The 16,516-nt window shown below is 69.3% G+C and carries 14 protein-coding genes; 4 read left to right on the top strand and 10 right to left on the bottom strand.

What is annotated here, in order from left to right; all coding sequences use genetic code 11:
- Nucleotides 1–67: 67 nt before the first annotated feature.
- From DIE22_RS09025 to DIE22_RS09035, 3 genes are all read right to left on the bottom strand, one after another.
- Complete coding sequence (locus DIE22_RS09025) at nucleotides 68–1,552, bottom strand: DegQ family serine endoprotease (RefSeq protein WP_124604908.1); 1,485 nt, start codon at nucleotides 1,550–1,552, stop codon at nucleotides 68–70.
- Between the two features lie 116 nt (nucleotides 1,553–1,668).
- Nucleotides 1,669–3,015 carry an ATP-binding protein gene (locus DIE22_RS09030; RefSeq protein ID WP_124604909.1) on the bottom strand — a complete coding sequence of 449 codons (1,347 nt, stop codon included), beginning with the start codon at nucleotides 3,013–3,015 and terminating at the stop codon, nucleotides 1,669–1,671.
- 3 nt (nucleotides 3,016–3,018) lie between these two features.
- Nucleotides 3,019–3,681, bottom strand: coding sequence for a response regulator (locus DIE22_RS09035; RefSeq protein ID WP_124499742.1), 663 nt, complete (start codon nucleotides 3,679–3,681; stop codon nucleotides 3,019–3,021).
- 182 nt (nucleotides 3,682–3,863) lie between these two features.
- Between DIE22_RS09035 and dacB the strand changes: the two genes are divergently transcribed.
- The 3 genes from dacB (at nucleotide 3,864) to DIE22_RS09050 (ending at nucleotide 7,871) form a co-directional block, all read left to right on the top strand.
- Nucleotides 3,864–5,399 (top strand): D-alanyl-D-alanine carboxypeptidase/D-alanyl-D-alanine-endopeptidase, encoded by a 1,536-nt coding sequence (gene dacB, locus DIE22_RS09040; protein ID WP_124499741.1) that lies wholly within the window; start codon nucleotides 3,864–3,866, stop codon nucleotides 5,397–5,399.
- 345 nt (nucleotides 5,400–5,744) lie between these two features.
- Nucleotides 5,745–6,659, top strand: a complete 915-nt coding sequence (locus DIE22_RS09045) for a sterol desaturase family protein (RefSeq protein ID WP_124499740.1) — start codon at nucleotides 5,745–5,747, stop codon at nucleotides 6,657–6,659.
- 84 nt (nucleotides 6,660–6,743) lie between these two features.
- On the top strand, nucleotides 6,744–7,871 hold the full coding sequence (locus tag DIE22_RS09050) for an SGNH/GDSL hydrolase family protein (RefSeq protein ID WP_124604910.1): 1,128 nt from the start codon (nucleotides 6,744–6,746) through the stop codon (nucleotides 7,869–7,871).
- A gap of 112 nt (nucleotides 7,872–7,983) precedes the next feature.
- Here DIE22_RS09050 and DIE22_RS09055 read toward each other — a convergent pair whose 3' ends face one another.
- The 6 genes from DIE22_RS09055 to pyk all read right to left on the bottom strand — a co-directional run bounded on the left by DIE22_RS09055 (nucleotide 7,984) and on the right by pyk (nucleotide 14,930).
- On the bottom strand, nucleotides 7,984–9,012 hold the full coding sequence (locus tag DIE22_RS09055; RefSeq protein WP_124604911.1) for an L-threonylcarbamoyladenylate synthase: 1,029 nt from the start codon (nucleotides 9,010–9,012) through the stop codon (nucleotides 7,984–7,986).
- 11 nt (nucleotides 9,013–9,023) lie between these two features.
- Nucleotides 9,024–10,220 carry a 5-(carboxyamino)imidazole ribonucleotide synthase gene (locus DIE22_RS09060; RefSeq protein WP_124499737.1) on the bottom strand — a complete coding sequence of 399 codons (1,197 nt, stop codon included), beginning with the start codon at nucleotides 10,218–10,220 and terminating at the stop codon, nucleotides 9,024–9,026.
- 88 nt (nucleotides 10,221–10,308) lie between these two features.
- The gene (purE, locus tag DIE22_RS09065) at nucleotides 10,309–10,830 is read right to left on the bottom strand and encodes a 5-(carboxyamino)imidazole ribonucleotide mutase (protein WP_124499736.1); all 522 of its coding nucleotides are present in this window, start codon (nucleotides 10,828–10,830) and stop codon (nucleotides 10,309–10,311) included.
- 65 nt (nucleotides 10,831–10,895) lie between these two features.
- Nucleotides 10,896–11,786: a phosphoribosylaminoimidazolesuccinocarboxamide synthase gene (locus tag DIE22_RS09070; protein WP_124499735.1), complete on the bottom strand. Its 891-nt coding sequence runs from the start codon at nucleotides 11,784–11,786 to the stop codon at nucleotides 10,896–10,898.
- Between the two features lie 232 nt (nucleotides 11,787–12,018).
- Nucleotides 12,019–13,083 carry a class II fructose-bisphosphate aldolase gene (fba, locus tag DIE22_RS09075; protein ID WP_124499734.1) on the bottom strand — a complete coding sequence of 355 codons (1,065 nt, stop codon included), beginning with the start codon at nucleotides 13,081–13,083 and terminating at the stop codon, nucleotides 12,019–12,021.
- A 410-nt stretch (nucleotides 13,084–13,493) separates the two neighbouring features.
- Nucleotides 13,494–14,930, bottom strand: coding sequence for a pyruvate kinase (pyk, locus tag DIE22_RS09080; protein ID WP_124499733.1), 1,437 nt, complete (start codon nucleotides 14,928–14,930; stop codon nucleotides 13,494–13,496).
- On the opposite strand from pyk, the gene DIE22_RS38680 reads away from it, so the two are divergent.
- Nucleotides 14,929–15,057, top strand: a complete 129-nt coding sequence (locus DIE22_RS38680; RefSeq protein ID WP_260426635.1) for a hypothetical protein — start codon at nucleotides 14,929–14,931, stop codon at nucleotides 15,055–15,057. The two genes, pyk and DIE22_RS38680, sit on opposite strands and share 2 nt — an antisense overlap.
- Before the next feature lie 157 nt (nucleotides 15,058–15,214).
- Here DIE22_RS38680 and DIE22_RS09085 read toward each other — a convergent pair whose 3' ends face one another.
- Nucleotides 15,215–16,411, bottom strand: a complete 1,197-nt coding sequence (locus tag DIE22_RS09085) for a phosphoglycerate kinase (RefSeq protein ID WP_124604912.1) — start codon at nucleotides 16,409–16,411, stop codon at nucleotides 15,215–15,217.
- Nucleotides 16,412–16,516: the final 105 nt, after the last annotated feature.

The following is a 16,516-nucleotide window of genomic DNA, read 5'->3' on the forward strand; positions in this document are numbered from 1 at the left end:
GCACCCCGGGGCCGGACGCCGGCAGCGCCCGCCAGGGCCGGCAAGGCCGGCCCGCAACGGCCGCCGGTCAGCTCAGGTCGACCGGCACGAAGATTTGTGCGTTATCGCGCTGGATCAGGAGAGCAAGACTGTTGCCTGCTCCCTTGACCGCATCGCGCAACTGCTCGGGGCTCGTGACCGGGCGGCCGTTGACCGCGAGGATCACGTCGCCGGGCTGGATGCCCGCGCCGGCTGCCGGGCCGCCGGCCTGCTGCACGATCAGCCCGTGCGACAGGTTGGCGGCGCTGCGCTCCTGCGGCGTGAGCGGACGCACCGCGACGCCGAGGCGCCCCTGTTCGACGGGGCCGCCGTCGTTCGACGCCACCTTCGCGTCGGTCATCGCGCCGAGCGTCACGCTGATCGATTTCTTCGACTTGTCGCGCCACACCTGCAGGTCGGCCTTCGAGCCCGGCTTCAGGTTCGCGATCTGCGCGGGCAGCGACGTGGAGTCGGCAACCGGCGAGCCGTTGACCGCCAGGATCACGTCGCCCGGCTGCAGGCCGGCCTTGGCGGCCGGGCCGTTCGGGTCGACCGAGCTGACGAGTGCGCCGTCCGGCTTCTGCAGCCCGAACGAGCTCGCGAGCGTCTGGTTCAGCCCCTGCACGGCGACGCCGAGGCGGCCGCGGCTGACGTGGCCCGTCTTCACGAGCTCGTCCTTGACCTTGATCGCCTCATTGATCGGGATCGCGAACGACAGGCCCTGGAAGCCGCCCGTCTGCGAGTAGATCATCGAGTTGATGCCGATCACCTCGCCCTGCAGGTTGAACAGCGGGCCGCCCGAGTTGCCGGGGTTCACCGGCACGTCGGTCTGGATGAACGGCGTGTAGTTCTCGTCGGGCAACGCGCGCGATTTCGCGCTGATGATGCCGGACGTGACCGTGTTGTCGAAGCCGTACGGCGAGCCGATCGCGACGACCCACTGGCCGACCTTGCTCCGGCCCGGATCGCCGATCTGCACGGTCGGAAGGCCGCTCGCGTCGATCTTCAGCACCGCGACGTCGGACTGCTTGTCGGAGCCGATGACCTTCGCCTTGTACTCGCGCTTGTCGGTCAGCTTGACCGTGACGACGTTCGCGCCGTCGATCACGTGCGCATTGGTGAGGATGTACCCGTCGGCGCTGACGATGAATCCCGAACCGAGGCTCGCGCTCGGCTGGTCGTCCGGCTGCGCGTCACCGCCCATGCCCGGCACCTGGCCGTAGAAGTGCTTGAAGAACTGGTAGAACGGATCGCTCGGATCCATCGGCAACTGCGGCTGCTGCACCCGTCGCGACACCTGCTTCACGACGTGCTTCGCACTGATGTTCACGACCGCCGGGCCGTAGGTTTCGACCAGCCCGGAAAAATCGGGAATGCCGGTCTTGGCCGCGGCCTCGGCCGGCATCAGCGCGGCGGCCTGCGCGGGCGTGATGATCTGCGGATCGGCGCGGCGGGTGCCCGCGACGTAGCCAGCGGACAGGGCGGCCGCCACGGCGACCGCGACGGCGCCGCGCGCAAGGAATCGGGTGTTCATCGTAGGACCTCCTCTTTGTTAGGTCGCAGCGTAACGACCCTGACTTAAAGGAGGCTTAATCGACCTTAAGCGGGGCTTAGGCCGCCGCCAGCGCCGGCGCCCGCGGGCGCCGTTCGTCATGCGGATTCGGACACCTGCGGCGCCTGCGCCGGCATCTCGGCGTCACGGAACACGACGCTCACGAGCAGGCCGCCCGCGGCCGCGTCGCCGAGCGTCACCGTCGCGCCCTGCTGGGCTGCCACGCGCTTGACGATCGCGAGCCCGAGCCCGCTGCCCGACAGGTCGGCGCGCGCCCGCGCGGAGCTGTCGCGGTAGAAGCGGTCGAACACGCGCTCGCGCTCGTCCGCCGGGATGCCGGGCCCGCTGTCGCCGATCTGCACGCAGGCGCGGCCGGCCGCGTCGCGCATCAGCGATACGTCGATGCGGCCGCCGTCGGGGGTGTACTTCACCGCGTTGTCGAGCAGGTTGCCGAACATCACGCGCAGCGCGCCGACGTCCGCGACGACGGTCGCCGCGCGCGTCTCCTCGAAGCCGAGATCGATGTGGTGCCGCTGCGCGAGCGGCGCATGCGCGGCCACGCATTCGACGAGCAGCGCCTGCAGGTCGACCGGCTCGCGCATCGTCGCGCCGTCCGGCTCGGCGCGTGCGAGCGCGAGCAGTTGCTCGGCGAGGCGCGTCGCACGCGTGACGCCGTCCTGCAGGTCGGCGACCGCCTCGCGGCGCGACGTGTCGTCCTTCGCGCGGGCGACGAGCTGCGCCTGGATCTGCACGGCCGCGAGCGGCGTGCGCAGCTCGTGCGCGGCATCGGCGACGAAGGCCTTCTGCGTGTCGAGCGCCGCCGACAGCCGCGCGAGCAGCCCGTTCAGCGCACGCACGAGCGGCTGCACCTCGAGCGGCAGGCGCGCATCGGGCAGCGGATCGAGCGCTTCCGGCCGGCGCGCCTCGACCGCGCGCGTCACGCGGCCGAGCGGCGCGAGCCCGCGCCCGACGATCATCCAGACCGCCGCGCCGAGGAACGGCAGCAACACGATCAGCGGCCACAGCGTGCGCAGCGCGACGTTCGCCGCGAGCCGGTTGCGCACCGACAGCGGCTGCGCGAGCTGCACGACGTTGTCGCCGACGATCGCGCCGTACACGCGCCATTCGCCGCGATCGGTGCGCTCGGTCGAGAAGCCGAGTTCCGCGCGCGGCGCGATCGGCGCGCGCGGATGCGAGAAGTACATCAGCACGCCGTTGCGGTTCCAGATCTGGATCACGATGCCTTCGTCGCCGTTGGTGCGCGAACCGAAGACCTGCGAGAACGGCTCGGACGGCAGCGCCGCGGCGATTTCCTGCAGCTGGTAGTCGAACAGCTCGTTCGCTTCGGCGAGCGCCTGCCGGTAGATCAGCCAGCCCGCGATGCCCACGCCCGTGACGACGATCGCGAGCAGCCAGATCAGCAATTGATGACGAATCGACCTCACGCGTCAGCTTTCCTTGACGATCATGTAGCCGAGCCCGCGCACGTTGCGGATCAGGTCCGAGCCGAGCTTCTTGCGCAGCGCGTGGATGTAGACCTCGACCGTGTTGCTGCCGATCTCCTCGCCCCAGCCGTACATCTTCTCCTCGAGCTGGCTCTTCGACAGCACCGCGCCGGGCCGCGCGAGCAGCGCCTCGAGCAGCGCGAACTCGCGCGCGGACAGCGCGACGGGCGCGCCGTCGAGCGTCACCTGGTGCGCCGCGGGGTCGAGCGTCAGCGCGCCGTGCCGGATCAGCGACTCGCTGCGCCCCGCCTGGCGGCGGATCAGCGCGCGCATCCGCGCGCCGAGTTCGTCGAGGTCGAACGGCTTGACAAGGTAGTCGTCGGCGCCCGCGTCGAGCCCCTTCACGCGATCGGCGACCGCATCGCGCGCGGTGACGATCAGCACCGGCAGCGACAGCCCGCGCGCGCGCAGCGTGCGCAGCACGTCGATGCCGTCGCGCTTCGGCAGGCCGAGATCGAGCAGCAGCAGGTCGTACGCCTCGCCGCCGAGCGCCGTGAGCGCCGCGTCGCCGTCCTGCACCCAGTCGACCGCGAAGCCGTCGGCGCGCAACGCCTTGCGTACGCCCTCGGCAATCATGCGATCGTCTTCAACAAGCAGAATCCGCATCGGAACTGGAACCCATGGGGCGAGTCAACATGGCGACCATTGTAGCGCCGCGATTCGCGTGCGCCGCCTGCAATGCAACAGAAAGGCGGATTGCAAGGGACGCATCCGCACTTGTCTCTACAATGTGCGCTCCGGCGCCCCGCGCGCCCTGCCCGAACCCCGTGCATTTCCCGTATTCGCCCATGCCGATTCCCGCTCTTTCCGCCCGGTTCGCCCCCCGCGCCCGCCTCTGCCTGCGCGCGGCCGCCGTCGTCGCCACCTGCACGGCCCTTGCGTTCGCACCGTCCGCGCAAGCCCGCAAGAAGCCCCTCAAGGACGCGCGCAAGACCACCGTCGTATCGCCCGCCGCGCGCGCGGCCGGCCTGCCGGCGTCCGTGCTCGTCGCGCTGCAGCGCGCGAAGGTGCCGGCGTCGGCGATGAGCGTCGTCGTCGAGCGTGTCGGCGATCCCGAGCCGCTGATCGCATGGAATGCCGGCCGGCCGATGCTGCCCGCGTCGACGATGAAACTCGTCACGACCTTCTCGGGCCTGTCGATCCTCGGCCCCGACTTCCGCTGGCGCACCGCCGCGTATGCGGACGGCCCGGTCGATCCGGACGGCACGCTGCAGGGCAACCTGTACATCAAGGGCACCGGCGATCCGAAGCTCGTACCGGAGGAACTGATCGACCTCGTCGACAAGATCCGCAAGGCGGGCGTCAAGCGCGTGGCCGGCGGCCTGGTGCTCGACAAGAGCTATTTCGCCGCGGCGACGCGCGACCTGCCGTCGTTCGACGACGACGTGAGCGCACCGTACAACGTCGGCCCCGATCCGCTGCTGTACGCGTTCAAGGCCGTGTCGTTCACGGTGACGCCGGGCGACGACGGCAAGGTGGCCGTCGACGTGCTGCCGCCGCTCGCGAACCTGTCGATCGACAACCAGCTGGTCGAAGGCACGGGCTCGTGCGGCGCGGCCGCCGCGGCCGCGCGCCCGACGCTGTCGGCCGCCGCCAGCGGGATCATGACCGCGTCGTTCGCCGGCGACTATCCGCTGCGCTGCGGCGCGCGCACGACCAACCTCGCGATCCTCGATCACACGGCGTTCTTCGCGCGCGGCTTCCTCGCGCTGTGGCAGCAGGACGGCGGCACGATCGCGGGCCCCGTCAGCGAAGGCAAGGTGCCGAACGCCGCGCGCCCGCTCGCCGTCCATCACAGTCCCGTGCTCGGCAGCATCGTCTACGACATCAACAAGTTCAGCAACAACGTGATGGCGCGCAACCTGTTCCTGACGATCGGCGCGGTCGCCGGCAAGCCGCCCGCCACCCCCGAGCAGTCGAGCCGCGCGATTCACGCGTTCCTGCAGAAGAGCGGGATCGCGATGCCCGACCTCGAGATCGAGAACGGCTCGGGCCTGTCGCGCGACGAGCACGTGAGTGCGCAGTCGCTCGCCGCGCTGCTGCAGGCCGCGAACGCGAGCCCGGTCGCGCAGGCGTTCATCGATTCGCTGCCGATCGCCGGCATCGACGGCACGATGAAGAACCGCCTGACCAACGCCGGCGTGCTCGGCAACGCGCACATCAAGACCGGCACGCTGCGCGACGTGCGCGCGATCGCGGGCTACGTCGCGGGCACCGACGGCCAGGGCTACGTCGTCGTCAGTTTCATCAACGACGATCACGCGGAAGCCGCGCGCGCCGCGCACGACACGCTGCTCGAATGGATCTACGCGGGCGCGCACTGACGCCGCACGCGGCGCACCCGCGCGTCGCGATCGGCTTGCGTCGACCGCGGGGCGATACCGCCTGCCGCGGCGCGCGGCCGCCGGGATTTCGTCCTTTCCGGTTTGAAACGGCCCGGGCCGCCGGCACGCCGCGCACCGCCCGCCCACCGTGCCCATGAAACGGGGCCGCACCGCCCGGCCCCGTTGCGCATGGCTTCCGTAGAAACCCTGTCCTCAGAGGGAACCCTCTACGCTGCCCCCTCGCCTAGCGCGTGGCGATTGCGTAGGCTGTTGGCCTGACCGATATCTACAACGGGCCATACGCCCGGCCTCACGGCTTGCAGGGGAAAAGGAGGAGACACGTCCATGCGATTCGACGTCGAATTGCTTCTGCTCGCGCTGGCGCCCGTCTTCCTGCTGTGCATCGCGTGGGAGGCCTGGCACCTCGCCCGCACGCGTGCGCAGGACCCTGTCTATGCGTGGCGCGACACGCTGTGCAATGCGGCGCTCGCGCTGATGCACCAGGGCGCCGACAAGCTCGCGTGGCTGTTCGTGATCCCCGTTTATGCGTACTGCTACGCACATTTCCGGCTGTTCACGTGGCACGACGGCTGGCTGTCGTTCGCCGTGCTGTTCGTCGGCCAGGATTTCCTCTACTACGTGTTCCACCGCGCGAGCCATCGCGTGCGCTGGCTGTGGGCCGCGCACGTCGTGCACCACTCGTCCGAGCGGATGAATTTCTCGACCGCGTTCCGGCAGAGCCTCATGTACCCCGTCGCGGGCATGTGGGCGTTCTGGCTGCCGCTCGCGTTGCTCGGCTTTCCGCCGCAGCAGATCGTCGGCGTCGTGCTGATCAACCTCGCGTTCCAGTTCTTCGTGCACACGCAGGCGATCGGCAAGCTCGGCTGGCTCGAATACGTGCTCAACACGCCGTCGATCCATCGCGCGCACCATGCGCGCAACCCGCGCTACATCGACCGCAATTACGCAGGTGTGCTCGTGATCTGGGACCGCCTGTTCGGCAGCTACGTCGAGGAGTCGCCCGACGATCCGCCGCAATACGGAATCGTCGAACCGCTCGGCTCGAACAACCCGCTCGTCGCGACGTTTCACGAGTGGGTGTCGATGGCGGCCGACGCGTTGCGCATCGACGGATGGCGCAACAAGCTGCGTGCGATTTTCGGCCCGCCCGAATGGGCGAGCACTTATCATGCGCAGATCGCCGAGGCCGCAAACCACGATCCGCGCACCACGCCGCCTGCGGCCGTGCGCGACCAATAACCGCTTCAGCCAACGGCCGCCGCGCAGCCCGAACCTGAGCGGGCGAGCGCAACACATCGGGCCATATCTACGAGGAGATCATCGATGCAGTCACGACAACCCACTCCGTCGCGCAACCGTCAACGCCTGCTGCGCACCGCGCAGGTCGCGATCGCGGGCGCCGCGCTCGCCCTGCTCGCCGCGTGCGGCGGCGGTGACGACAACAACAACAGCGCGTCGAGCACGCCGCCGTCGGGTGTGAAGATGCAGATCGTGTCGTTCGGCGACAGCCTGTCGGACGCCGGCACCTACTCGCAGATCAAGCTCGGCTTCGGCGGCGGCCGCTTCACGACCAACCCCGGCCAGGTGTGGGCGCAGGACGTCGCGCAGTACTACGGCGACACGCTGCAGCCCGCGAACCAGGGCGGCTTCGGCATTCCGCTGCAGGCGACGGGCGGCCTCGGCTACGCGCAGGGCGGCTCGCGCGTGACGCAGCAGCCGGGCATCGGCCATGCGGACGCCAGCGTGCCGAACGCCGACTACGCGCAGGCCACGACGACGCCGATCGCCGACCAGGTCAAGCAGTACGTGACGCAGCACGGCAGCTTCACCGCCGGCCAGATCGTGCTGCTCAACGGCGGCGCGAACGACATCTTCTATCAGGTCGCGGCCCTGCAGGCGGGCGCCATCACGCCGGTGCAACTGCAGCAGAACATCGGCGCGGCCGCGCAGCAGCTCGCCGGCCTGGTCCAGCAGATCGTCGCGGCCGGCGCGACGCACGTGTTCGTGTCGAACGTGCCGGATATCGGCAGCACGCCGCTCGCGCTGCAAGGCGGCACGCAGACGACGCTCACGCAACTGTCGATGCTGTTCAACGGCACGCTCGCCGCCACGCTGCAGGCGCTCAAGGTCGACACGACCAAATACGTGCTGCTCGACACGTTCACGTGGCAGGACGGCATCCTCGCGAACTACCAGGCCAACGGCTTCTCGGTGTCGAACACCGATACCGCGTGCAACCTGAAGGCAATGGTCGCGGCCGCCACGCAATACGGCGTGGCAAACGCGTCTGCCTTCGGCTCGTCGCTGTTCTGCTCGCCGCAGACCTACACGACCGCGAACGCCGACCAGACCTACATGTTCGCCGACACGGTCCACCCGACCACGCACCTGCACGCGCTGTTCGCCCAGTTCGCGCAGTCGAAGATCGCGGCGTCGGGCGTCGGCAAGTAAGCCGCCCACCACGCGCCCAAACGAAAACGCCCGACCGGTTCGCCGGTCGGGCGTTGTTTCATGCTCGGGGAAGGATAGCCGGCACGGCGGCCGCCGCATCAGCCCCGCACGTTCATTTGATCGCTTCGAACGCCGCGGCCGCACGGCCGAGCCGGTCGTTGACCGCGATCCATTCGACGGTTTCCGGCAGCTTCTCGACGAGGATGCGTGCGACCTGCGCGCGATCGAGCGCACGCAGCATCCCGTACAGGTCGCGCGCATACGCCTGCGGATCTTCCGGCGCCGCGACGAAATGCACGCCGTCGGCCTGCGCCCAGCGTCCCGCGCGCGATGCACGGGCGACGAGCGCGACGCGTTCGCCGTCGGTCTGCGCGGCCGCGAGCAGCGGCTCGAGCGCATCGAACGGCAGCAGCGCGAGCGGCGTGCGCGGCGCGTAATGCGCCTTCAGCGTGCCGGACGCGCGCGGCGCGGTCGCATCGCTGCCGTCGGGCAGCCGCGGCGCGCGGCCGAGCACGTCGGCGATCTGCTGCGGCGTCACGTGGCCCGGGCGCAGCAGCGCCGGGAAGCCGCGCGACAGGTCGAGAATCGTCGATTCGATGCCGACTTCGGACGGACCACCGTCGAGCACGCATACCGTGTCGCCGAATTCGTCGCGCACGTGCTGCGCGGTGGTCGGGCTCACATGGCCGAAGCGGTTCGCGGACGGCGCGGCGACACCGCCGTGGCCGCCGCGCCGCGCGCTGAACGCGGCAAGCAGCGCCTGTGCGACCGGATGCGACGGGCAGCGCAGGCCGACCGAATCCTGCCCACCGCTCACGGCGTCGGGAATGCGCGCATGGCGCTTCAGGATCAGCGTCAGCGGGCCCGGCCAGAACGCATCGATCAGCGCCCGCGCATCGGCCGGCAGATCGTCGGCCCAGTAGCCCGGGTCGCCGCCGGGCGGCAGATGCACGATCACCGGATGGTTCGCCGGGCGCCCTTTCGCCGCGTAGATGCGCGCGACGGCCTCGGGATTCGCCGCGTCGCCGCCGAGCCCGTACACGGTTTCGGTCGGGAACGCGACGAGCTGCCCGGCGTCGAGCAGCGCGGCGGCCGCGTCGATCTGCGCGGGCGTCACGGAGTTCGGGAGATCGATGGACATCGGCTGACGCCTCAGTCGAGCGGCACGCGCAGCAGCTGCGCGCACGCGGTGGCGGCGGCGACGGCGTCGTCGCGCGTCTCGGCCGTGAAGTTCACGTGGCCCATCTTGCGGCCGACGCGCGCTTCTTCCTTGCCGTACAGGTGCAGGTGCGCGGCCGGCATCGCGGCGACCGTGTCCCACGGCGGCGTGACGGCATCCGCCGCCGCACCGTGCGGGAACCACACGTCGCCGAGGATGTTCAGCATCGCGGCCGGCGAATGCTGGCGCGGGTTGCCGAGCGGCATGCGCGTCATCGCGCGCACCTGCTGCTCGAACTGGCTCGTTGCGCACGCATCGACGGTGTAGTGGCCGGAGTTGTGCGGGCGCGGCGCCATTTCGTTCGCGACGAACGAGCCGTCTTCCAGCACGAAGAATTCGACGCACAGCACGCCGACGTAGCCGAGCGTATCGGCGATCCGGACGGCCGCCTGCTGCGCCTCTTCGACACGCGCGGCATCGGCGGCCGGCGCCGGCACGACGGTCAGCGCGAGGATGCCGTCGTAATGCACGTTCTGCGCGAGCGGGAATGCGGCCGAGCGGCCGTCCGCGCCGCGCGCGATCAGCGCGGACACTTCGTATTTCAGCGGCAGGCGCTTTTCGAGCACGCACGGCACGCCGCCCAGCGACGCATGCGCGGCGCGCGCTTCCCGCGCGGTACTTACGCGCACCTGGCCCTTGCCGTCGTAGCCGAGGCGCGCGGTCTTCAGGATGCCCGGCAGCACCGCGTCGAGCGCGGCATCGTCGAGCGCGGCGAGCGCCGCCGCCGATTCGATCACGACGTGCGGGGCGACCGGCACGCCGGACGCCTCGATGAAGCGCTTCTCCGCAATCCGGTCCTGCGCGACCGCGACGCAGCGGCCGGCCGGCGCGACGAACGTCGTGCGCGCGAGGAAATCGAGGCTCGCGGCCGGCACGTTCTCGAATTCCGTCGACACGGCATCGCACAGTCCGGCCAGCTCGGCGAGCGCGGCTTCGTCGTCGTAGGCCGCGCGCAGGTGGCGATCGGCGACCGCGCCGGCGGGGCTCGTCGGGTCGGGATCGAGCACGGCGACGCGATAGCCCATCGACTGGGCGGCAAAGCAGAACATGCGGCCGAGCTGGCCACCGCCGACCATGCCCAGCCACGCGCCGGGCAGGATCGGGGAAACGGAATCAGGAGTTGCGGTCATGTCAGTGGTCGGTCGCGGCGGGCGCAGCCCGCCGCAGTGGGGAAGATCAGACGGCCGCTGGAATGGCAGTGCGGCCGCCGGTGCGCCGTCATGCCAGCGGCGGCAGCACCATCGCGTGCGCGGCTTCGTTCTGGCGCACGCGGAACGCGGCGAGCCGGTTCGCATAGTCGACCGACGTGCCGGACAGGATCGACACCGCGAACAGCGCGGCATTCGCGGCGCCGGCCTCGCCGATCGCGAACGTCGCGACCGGCACGCCCTTCGGCATCTGCACGATCGAGTGCAGCGAATCGACGCCCTTCAGGTACTTGCTCGCGACCGGCACGCCAAGCACCGGCACCGTGGTTTTCGCGGCCAGCATGCCGGGCAGGTGCGCGGCACCGCCGGCGCCCGCGATGATCGCGCGCAGCCCGCGCTCGCGCGCCTTCTCCGCATAGTCGAACATCTCGTCGGGCATCCGGTGCGCGGACACGACCTTCGCCTCGTACGGCACGCCGAATTCCTGCAGGATCGCGACCGCGTTCTTCATCACGTCCCAGTCGGAACTCGAACCCATCAGCACGCCGACGAGCGGCGCGCTGTGCGTGTGGGCAGTCTGAATGTCATTCATTTCGTGGGTTCCTGTCGACCAGAGTTAGTGCTTCAGCACTTACTCTGGTCCCATGCAAAGCTCGCTCAGGCAAGCGGCTGGCCGGTGATGCGCTCGAGCGCTTCCTGGTACTTCGCGGCCGTCTTCTCGACGACGTCGGCCGGCAGCGCCGGCGCCGGTGCGGTCTTGCCCCACGGCTGCGCCTCGAGCCAGTCGCGCACGAACTGCTTGTCGAACGACGGCGGGTTGGTGCCGACCTGATACTGGTCGGCCGGCCAGAAGCGCGACGAATCGGCGGTCAGCACTTCGTCCATCAGGTACAGCTTGCCGTGGTTGTCGAGGCCGAATTCGAACTTCGTGTCGGCGATGATGATGCCGCGCGTCGCCGCGTAGTCGGCCGCTTCCTTGTAGAGCTTGATCGAGATGTCGCGGATCGTCGCGGCCAGCTCGGTGCCGATGCGGCGCTCGGTTTCCTCGAACGTGATGTTCTCGTCGTGCTCGCCGAGCTCGGCCTTCGCGGCCGGCGTGAAGATCGGCTCGGGCAGCTTCTGCGCGTTCTGCAGGCCTTCCGGCAACTGCACGCCGCACACGGCGCCCGACGCCTGGTATTCCTTCCAGCCACTGCCTGCCAGGTAGCCGCGCACGACCGCCTCGATCATGATCGGCTCGAGGCGCTTGACGACCGCGGCGCGACCCTTGACCTGCTCGACCTCGTCGGCCGCGACGACCGCTTCCGGCGCATCGCCCGTCAGGTGGTTCGGCACGATGTGCGCGAGCTTGTCGAACCAGAAGTTCGCCATCTGGTTCAGCACGCGGCCCTTGTTCGGAATCGGCTCGCCCATGATCACGTCGAATGCCGACAGGCGATCGGTCGTGACGATCAGGAGCTTGTCGTTGCCGACCGCGTAGTTGTCGCGGACCTTGCCGCGACCGAGGAGCGGCAGCGAGCGGAGCGTGGATTCGTAAAGGGTAGACATCGTCTTTTCGCAGATAAGGAGCCAAACAAAAAGGGAAACGCCGTTCCCCGCGGCAGGCGGGAACGGCGGTCTTGCAATGCATCGGCGAACCGGAGGGCGTCGAGCCCGTCGGCTGCCGGCCGGCCCTCGTTCGGCCGGACGGAACGGCTGCCGGGGCCGGATCGGAACCGGCACCCGGGCGGCCAGCCCCGGCCCCGCGGCAGAACCGGGCGGGGGCAATCGTACTACAGTCTTACCGCACGACCTGCGCGAGCGCGCCGGACTTGTACTGTTCGGCGATCTTGTCGAGCGACACCGGCTTGATCTTCGCGGCCTGGCCTTCGCAGCCGAACGCGAGGAAGCGGTCGACGCACACCTTCTTCGCCGCTTCGCGCGCGGGCTTCAGGTAGTCGCGCGGATCGAACTTGCCCGGGTTCTCGAACAGGTAGCGGCGGATCGCGCCGGTGATCGCGAGACGCAGGTCGGTGTCGATGTTGATCTTGCGCACGCCGTGCTTGATGCCTTCCTGGATTTCCTCGACCGGCACGCCGTAGGTTTCCTTCATGTCGCCGCCGAATTCGCGGATCTCGGCCAGCAACTCCTGCGGCACCGACGACGAACCGTGCATCACCAGGTGCGTGTTCGGGATGCGTGCGTGGATTTCCTTGATGCGCTGGATCGACAGGATGTCGCCCGTCGGCTTCTTCGAGAACTTGTACGCGCCGTGCGACGTGCCGATCGCGATCGCGAGCGCGTCACACTGCGTGAGCTTCACGAAGTCGGCTGCCTGCTCCGGATCGGTCAGCAGCTGCTCGCGGGTCATCGTGCCTTCCGCGCCGTGGCCGTCTTCCTTGTCGCCCTTCATCGTCTCGAGCGAGCCGAGCACGCCGAGTTCGGCTTCGACCGTCACGCCGATCGAGTGCGCCATCTCGACGACCTTGCGCGACACGTCGACGTTGTATTCGTACGAGGCGACCGTCTTGCCGTCGGCTTCGAGCGAACCGTCCATCATCACGCTGGTGAAGCCGCTGCGGATCGCGGCCATGCAAACCGCCGGCGACTGGCCGTGGTCCTGGTGCATCACGACCGGGATGTGCGGATACGACTCGACCGCTGCTTCGATCAGGTGGCGCAGGAACGGCTCGCCCGCGTACTTACGGGCGCCGGCCGATGCCTGCATGATCACGGGCGCGCCGACCTGATCCGCCGCCGCCATGATCGCCTGGACCTGCTCCAGGTTGTTCACGTTGAAGGCCGGCAGGCCGTAACCGTGCTCTGCCGCATGGTCCAGCAATTGACGCATTGATACGAGAGGCATTGTGGAACTCCTTGGAATGAAAACCGGTGCGCCCTGACGCCGGCGCGGCGCTCGCTCCCCGTCCAGACCGGGGCGGCACGGCGCGGCTGAGCGTCGAATAGCCGCATTTTATCGCGAAGCGCCTCCGATTCCGACCGCCCGGTGGCGCGTACTCGCATTTTGTTACCTTCGCACGGCACAATGCGGGCAAAAAACAGAAAAAAAGCCGCGCGGGGTATCGGACCCCGCGCGGCTTTCGTCAAAAAACGGTGCCTGATCAGCTCGGGCGGCCGGCCGGCGGACCGGCCAGGTGCACGCCGGCGCTCTCGAGAAAACGCCGGGCCGCCCCAAGTTTTCCGCCCCGCAGGAAGTCCTCTTGGGGGATGCCCCCCTCGGGGGGCCTGGCGCGAAGCGACAGGTTCGGGGGGCGCTCAATAATGCTCGCCGACCCGCACGATCTTCAGCGTATTGGTACCGCCCGCCTGCCCCATCGGCTCGCCGACGGTCAGCACGACCATGTCGCCGTGCTGCACATAGCCCTGCTTGACGACGATCTCGAGCGCCGCCTGCAGCGCGGAGTCGCGGTCGCTGTTGAAGTCGACGTGCAGCGGCGTCACGTTGCGGTACAGCGCCATCGTGCGCTCGCTGCCGACGCGCGACGTCAGCGCGAAGATCGGCACGTGCGTGTAGTGACGCGACATCCACAGCGCGGTCGCGCCCGATTCGGTCAGCGCGACGATCGCCTTCGCACCCAGGTGATAGGCGGTGAACAGCGCGCCCATCGCGATCGACTGGTCGATCCGCGTGAACGTGCGATCGAGGAAGTCCTTGTCCAGCTCGACGTGCTCGGACTTTTCCGCCTCGACGCACACGGCCGCCATCGTCTCGATCGTGACGACCGGGTACTTGCCGGCGGCCGTCTCGGCCGACAGCATCACCGCGTCGGTACCGTCGAGCACCGCGTTCGCGACGTCCGACACTTCCGCGCGGGTCGGCACGGGCGCGTGGATCATCGATTCCATCATCTGCGTCGCGGTGATCACGAGCTTGTTCGACTCGCGCGCCATGCGGATCATGCGCTTTTGCAGCGCCGGCACCGCCGCGTTGCCGACCTCCACCGCGAGGTCGCCGCGCGCGACCATGATGCCGTCGGACGCGTCGAGGATGCTCTGCAGCGCCGGAATCGCCTCCGCGCGCTCGATCTTCGCGATCATCTTCGGCTTGATGCCGTAAGGCGCGCCCGCGATGTTCGCGAGCTGGCGCGCCATTTCCATGTCGGTCGCGTTCTTCGGGAACGACACCGCGACGAGATCCGCGCCGAGCGACATCGCCGTGCGAATGTCCTCCATGTCCTTCGCGGTCAGCGCGGGCGCCGACAGGCCGCCGCCCTGGCGGTTGATCCCCTTGTTGTTCGACAGCTCGCCGCCCACCTTGACGACCGTGTGGATCTCCTCGCCGAGCACGCGCTCGACGGTCAGCACGATCAGGCCGTCGTTCAGCAGCAGCAGGTCGCCCGGCTTCAGGTCGCGCGGCAGTTCCTTGTAGTCGAGGCCGACCCGCTCGTCGTTGCCGAGCTCGCAGCCCGCGTCGAGGATGAAGGCCTGGCCCGGCACGAGCGTCGTCTTGCCGCTCTCGAACTTGCCGACGCGGATCTTCGGGCCCTGGAGGTCGGCCATGATCGCGATCTCGCGGCCGACCCTGCGGGCGGCCTCGCGCACCATCTCGGCGCGCTGGCGGTGATCGTCGGCCGTACCGTGCGAAAAATTGAGCCGCACGACGTCGAGGCCCGCCTGCATCATCTGCAGCAGAATCTCCGGCGAACTGGAAGCCGGGCCGATCGTGGCGACTATCTTGGTGGCGCGCTGCATGAAACTCCTCATCTGGATCAAGGTGGATGCGCTGGGTGAAACGCTGCGAGAGCCGGAATCGGCGGGCCCAGCGGCGGCCGTTCCGGAGGGCGTGCCGGTGCTTGCGCCCGGCATCGCTTTGTTCTGAATCCCGTGGTGCTGCACGGCCGCGTCGCCGGCGGCCGCCGGTGCGCGCGGGGTCGAGTTCGCCCGCGCGGGCGCGCGTTTGCGCTTGCCCGCGCCGGCCGGCTGCTCCGCTTTCGCGGAGCGCGCGGCCCTCGTCACCCCTGCGCGCGCCGCCACGCTCAGGCCGCCCGCGTTTCGAGCACTTCCACCGCCGGCAGCTTCTTCCCCTCGAGGAACTCGAGGAAGGCGCCGCCGCCCGTCGAGATGTAGCTGACCTGGTCGTGGATGCCGTACTTCGCGATGGCCGCGAGCGTGTCGCCGCCGCCCGCGATCGAGAACGCGGACGATTTGGCGATGGCTTCCGCGAGCGTCTTGGTACCGTTGCCGAACTGGTCGAACTCGAACACGCCGACCGGGCCGTTCCACACGATCGTGCCGGCCTTCTCGAGCTGGCTGGCGAGCGCGCGGGCGGTGTCCGGGCCGATGTCGAGGATCATGTCGTCCGCTTCGATGTCGGCGACCTGCTTCACCGTGGCCACGGCCGTCGGCGAAAATTCCTTGGCCGTCACGACGTCGGTCGGGATCGGCACCGACGCGCCGCGCTCGCGCGCTTCGTCGATGATCGCCTTCGCCTCGGCGACGAGATCGGCTTCCGCAAGCGACTTGCCGATCGACAGGCCGGCCGCGAGCATGAACGTGTTCGCGATGCCGCCGCCGACGATCAGCTGGTCGACCTTCCCGGCCAGCGACTTGAGAATGGTCAGCTTGGTCGACACCTTCGAACCGGCGACGATCGCGACGAGCGGACGCGCCGGGTTGCCGAGCGCCTTGCCGAGCGCATCGAGTTCGGCGGCCAGCAGCGGGCCCGCGCACGCGACCGGCGCGTACTTCGCGATCCCGTGGGTGGTCGCTTCCGCGCGGTGCGCGGTGCCGAACGCGTCGTTCACGTACACGTCGCAGAGCTTCGCCATCTTCTGCGCGAGTTCGTCCGAATTCTTCTTCTCGCCCTTGTTCACGCGGCAGTTCTCGAGCAGCACGACCTGGCCCGGCGCGACGCTCACGCCGTTCTCGACCCAGTTCGAGACGAGCGGCACGTCGCGGCCGAGCAGTTCGGCGAGCCGCTTCGCGACCGGCGCGAGCGAGTCTTCCGGCTTGAATTCGCCTTCGGTCGGACGACCGAGGTGCGACGTGACCATCACCGCCGCGCCGGCGTCGAGCGCGGCCTGGATGGCCGGCACGGACGCGCGCACGCGCGTGTCTTCGGTGATGTTGCCCTGATCGTCCTGCGGGACGTTCAGGTCGGCGCGGATGAACACCCGCTTGCCGGCAAGCTGGCCGGCGGCGATCAGGTCGGTAAGACGCTTGACTTGGCTCATGTTGAACAGATTGAAGTAGTGGATGGGGAAAGGGGGTTCATGCTGGACGTGCGCGGGCTGCCGCGAAAAGGGCGCCGGATGCGGCCGTGGCTGGCGGATCGCATG

It is taken from the genome of Burkholderia sp. Bp9142, from assembly GCF_003853415.1.
Classification (GTDB): Bacteria; Pseudomonadota; Gammaproteobacteria; order Burkholderiales; family Burkholderiaceae; genus Burkholderia.

Excerpts from the sequence above, each read along its gene's own strand:
- fba (WP_124499734.1), bottom strand. The coding sequence starts at position 13,083 with ATGCCTCTCGTATCAATGCGTCAATTGCTGGACCATGCGGCAGAGCAC.
- DIE22_RS38680 (WP_260426635.1), top strand. The coding sequence starts at position 14,929 with ATGAAACTCCTCATCTGGATCAAGGTGGATGCGCTGGGTGAAACGCTG.
- DIE22_RS09070 (WP_124499735.1), bottom strand. The coding sequence starts at position 11,786 with ATGTCTACCCTTTACGAATCCACGCTCCGCTCGCTGCCGCTCCTCGGT.
- purE (WP_124499736.1), bottom strand. The coding sequence starts at position 10,830 with ATGAATGACATTCAGACTGCCCACACGCACAGCGCGCCGCTCGTCGGC.
- DIE22_RS09035 (WP_124499742.1), bottom strand. The coding sequence starts at position 3,681 with ATGCGGATTCTGCTTGTTGAAGACGATCGCATGATTGCCGAGGGCGTA.
- pyk (WP_124499733.1), bottom strand. The coding sequence starts at position 14,930 with ATGCAGCGCGCCACCAAGATAGTCGCCACGATCGGCCCGGCTTCCAGT.
- DIE22_RS09055 (WP_124604911.1), bottom strand. The coding sequence starts at position 9,012 with ATGTCCATCGATCTCCCGAACTCCGTGACGCCCGCGCAGATCGACGCG.
- DIE22_RS09060 (WP_124499737.1), bottom strand. The coding sequence starts at position 10,220 with ATGACCGCAACTCCTGATTCCGTTTCCCCGATCCTGCCCGGCGCGTGG.
- DIE22_RS09025 (WP_124604908.1), bottom strand. The coding sequence starts at position 1,552 with ATGAACACCCGATTCCTTGCGCGCGGCGCCGTCGCGGTCGCCGTGGCG.
- DIE22_RS09045 (WP_124499740.1), top strand. The coding sequence starts at position 5,745 with ATGCGATTCGACGTCGAATTGCTTCTGCTCGCGCTGGCGCCCGTCTTC.
- dacB (WP_124499741.1), top strand. The coding sequence starts at position 3,864 with ATGCCGATTCCCGCTCTTTCCGCCCGGTTCGCCCCCCGCGCCCGCCTC.
- DIE22_RS09050 (WP_124604910.1), top strand. The coding sequence starts at position 6,744 with ATGCAGTCACGACAACCCACTCCGTCGCGCAACCGTCAACGCCTGCTG.
- DIE22_RS09085 (WP_124604912.1), bottom strand. The coding sequence starts at position 16,411 with ATGAGCCAAGTCAAGCGTCTTACCGACCTGATCGCCGCCGGCCAGCTT.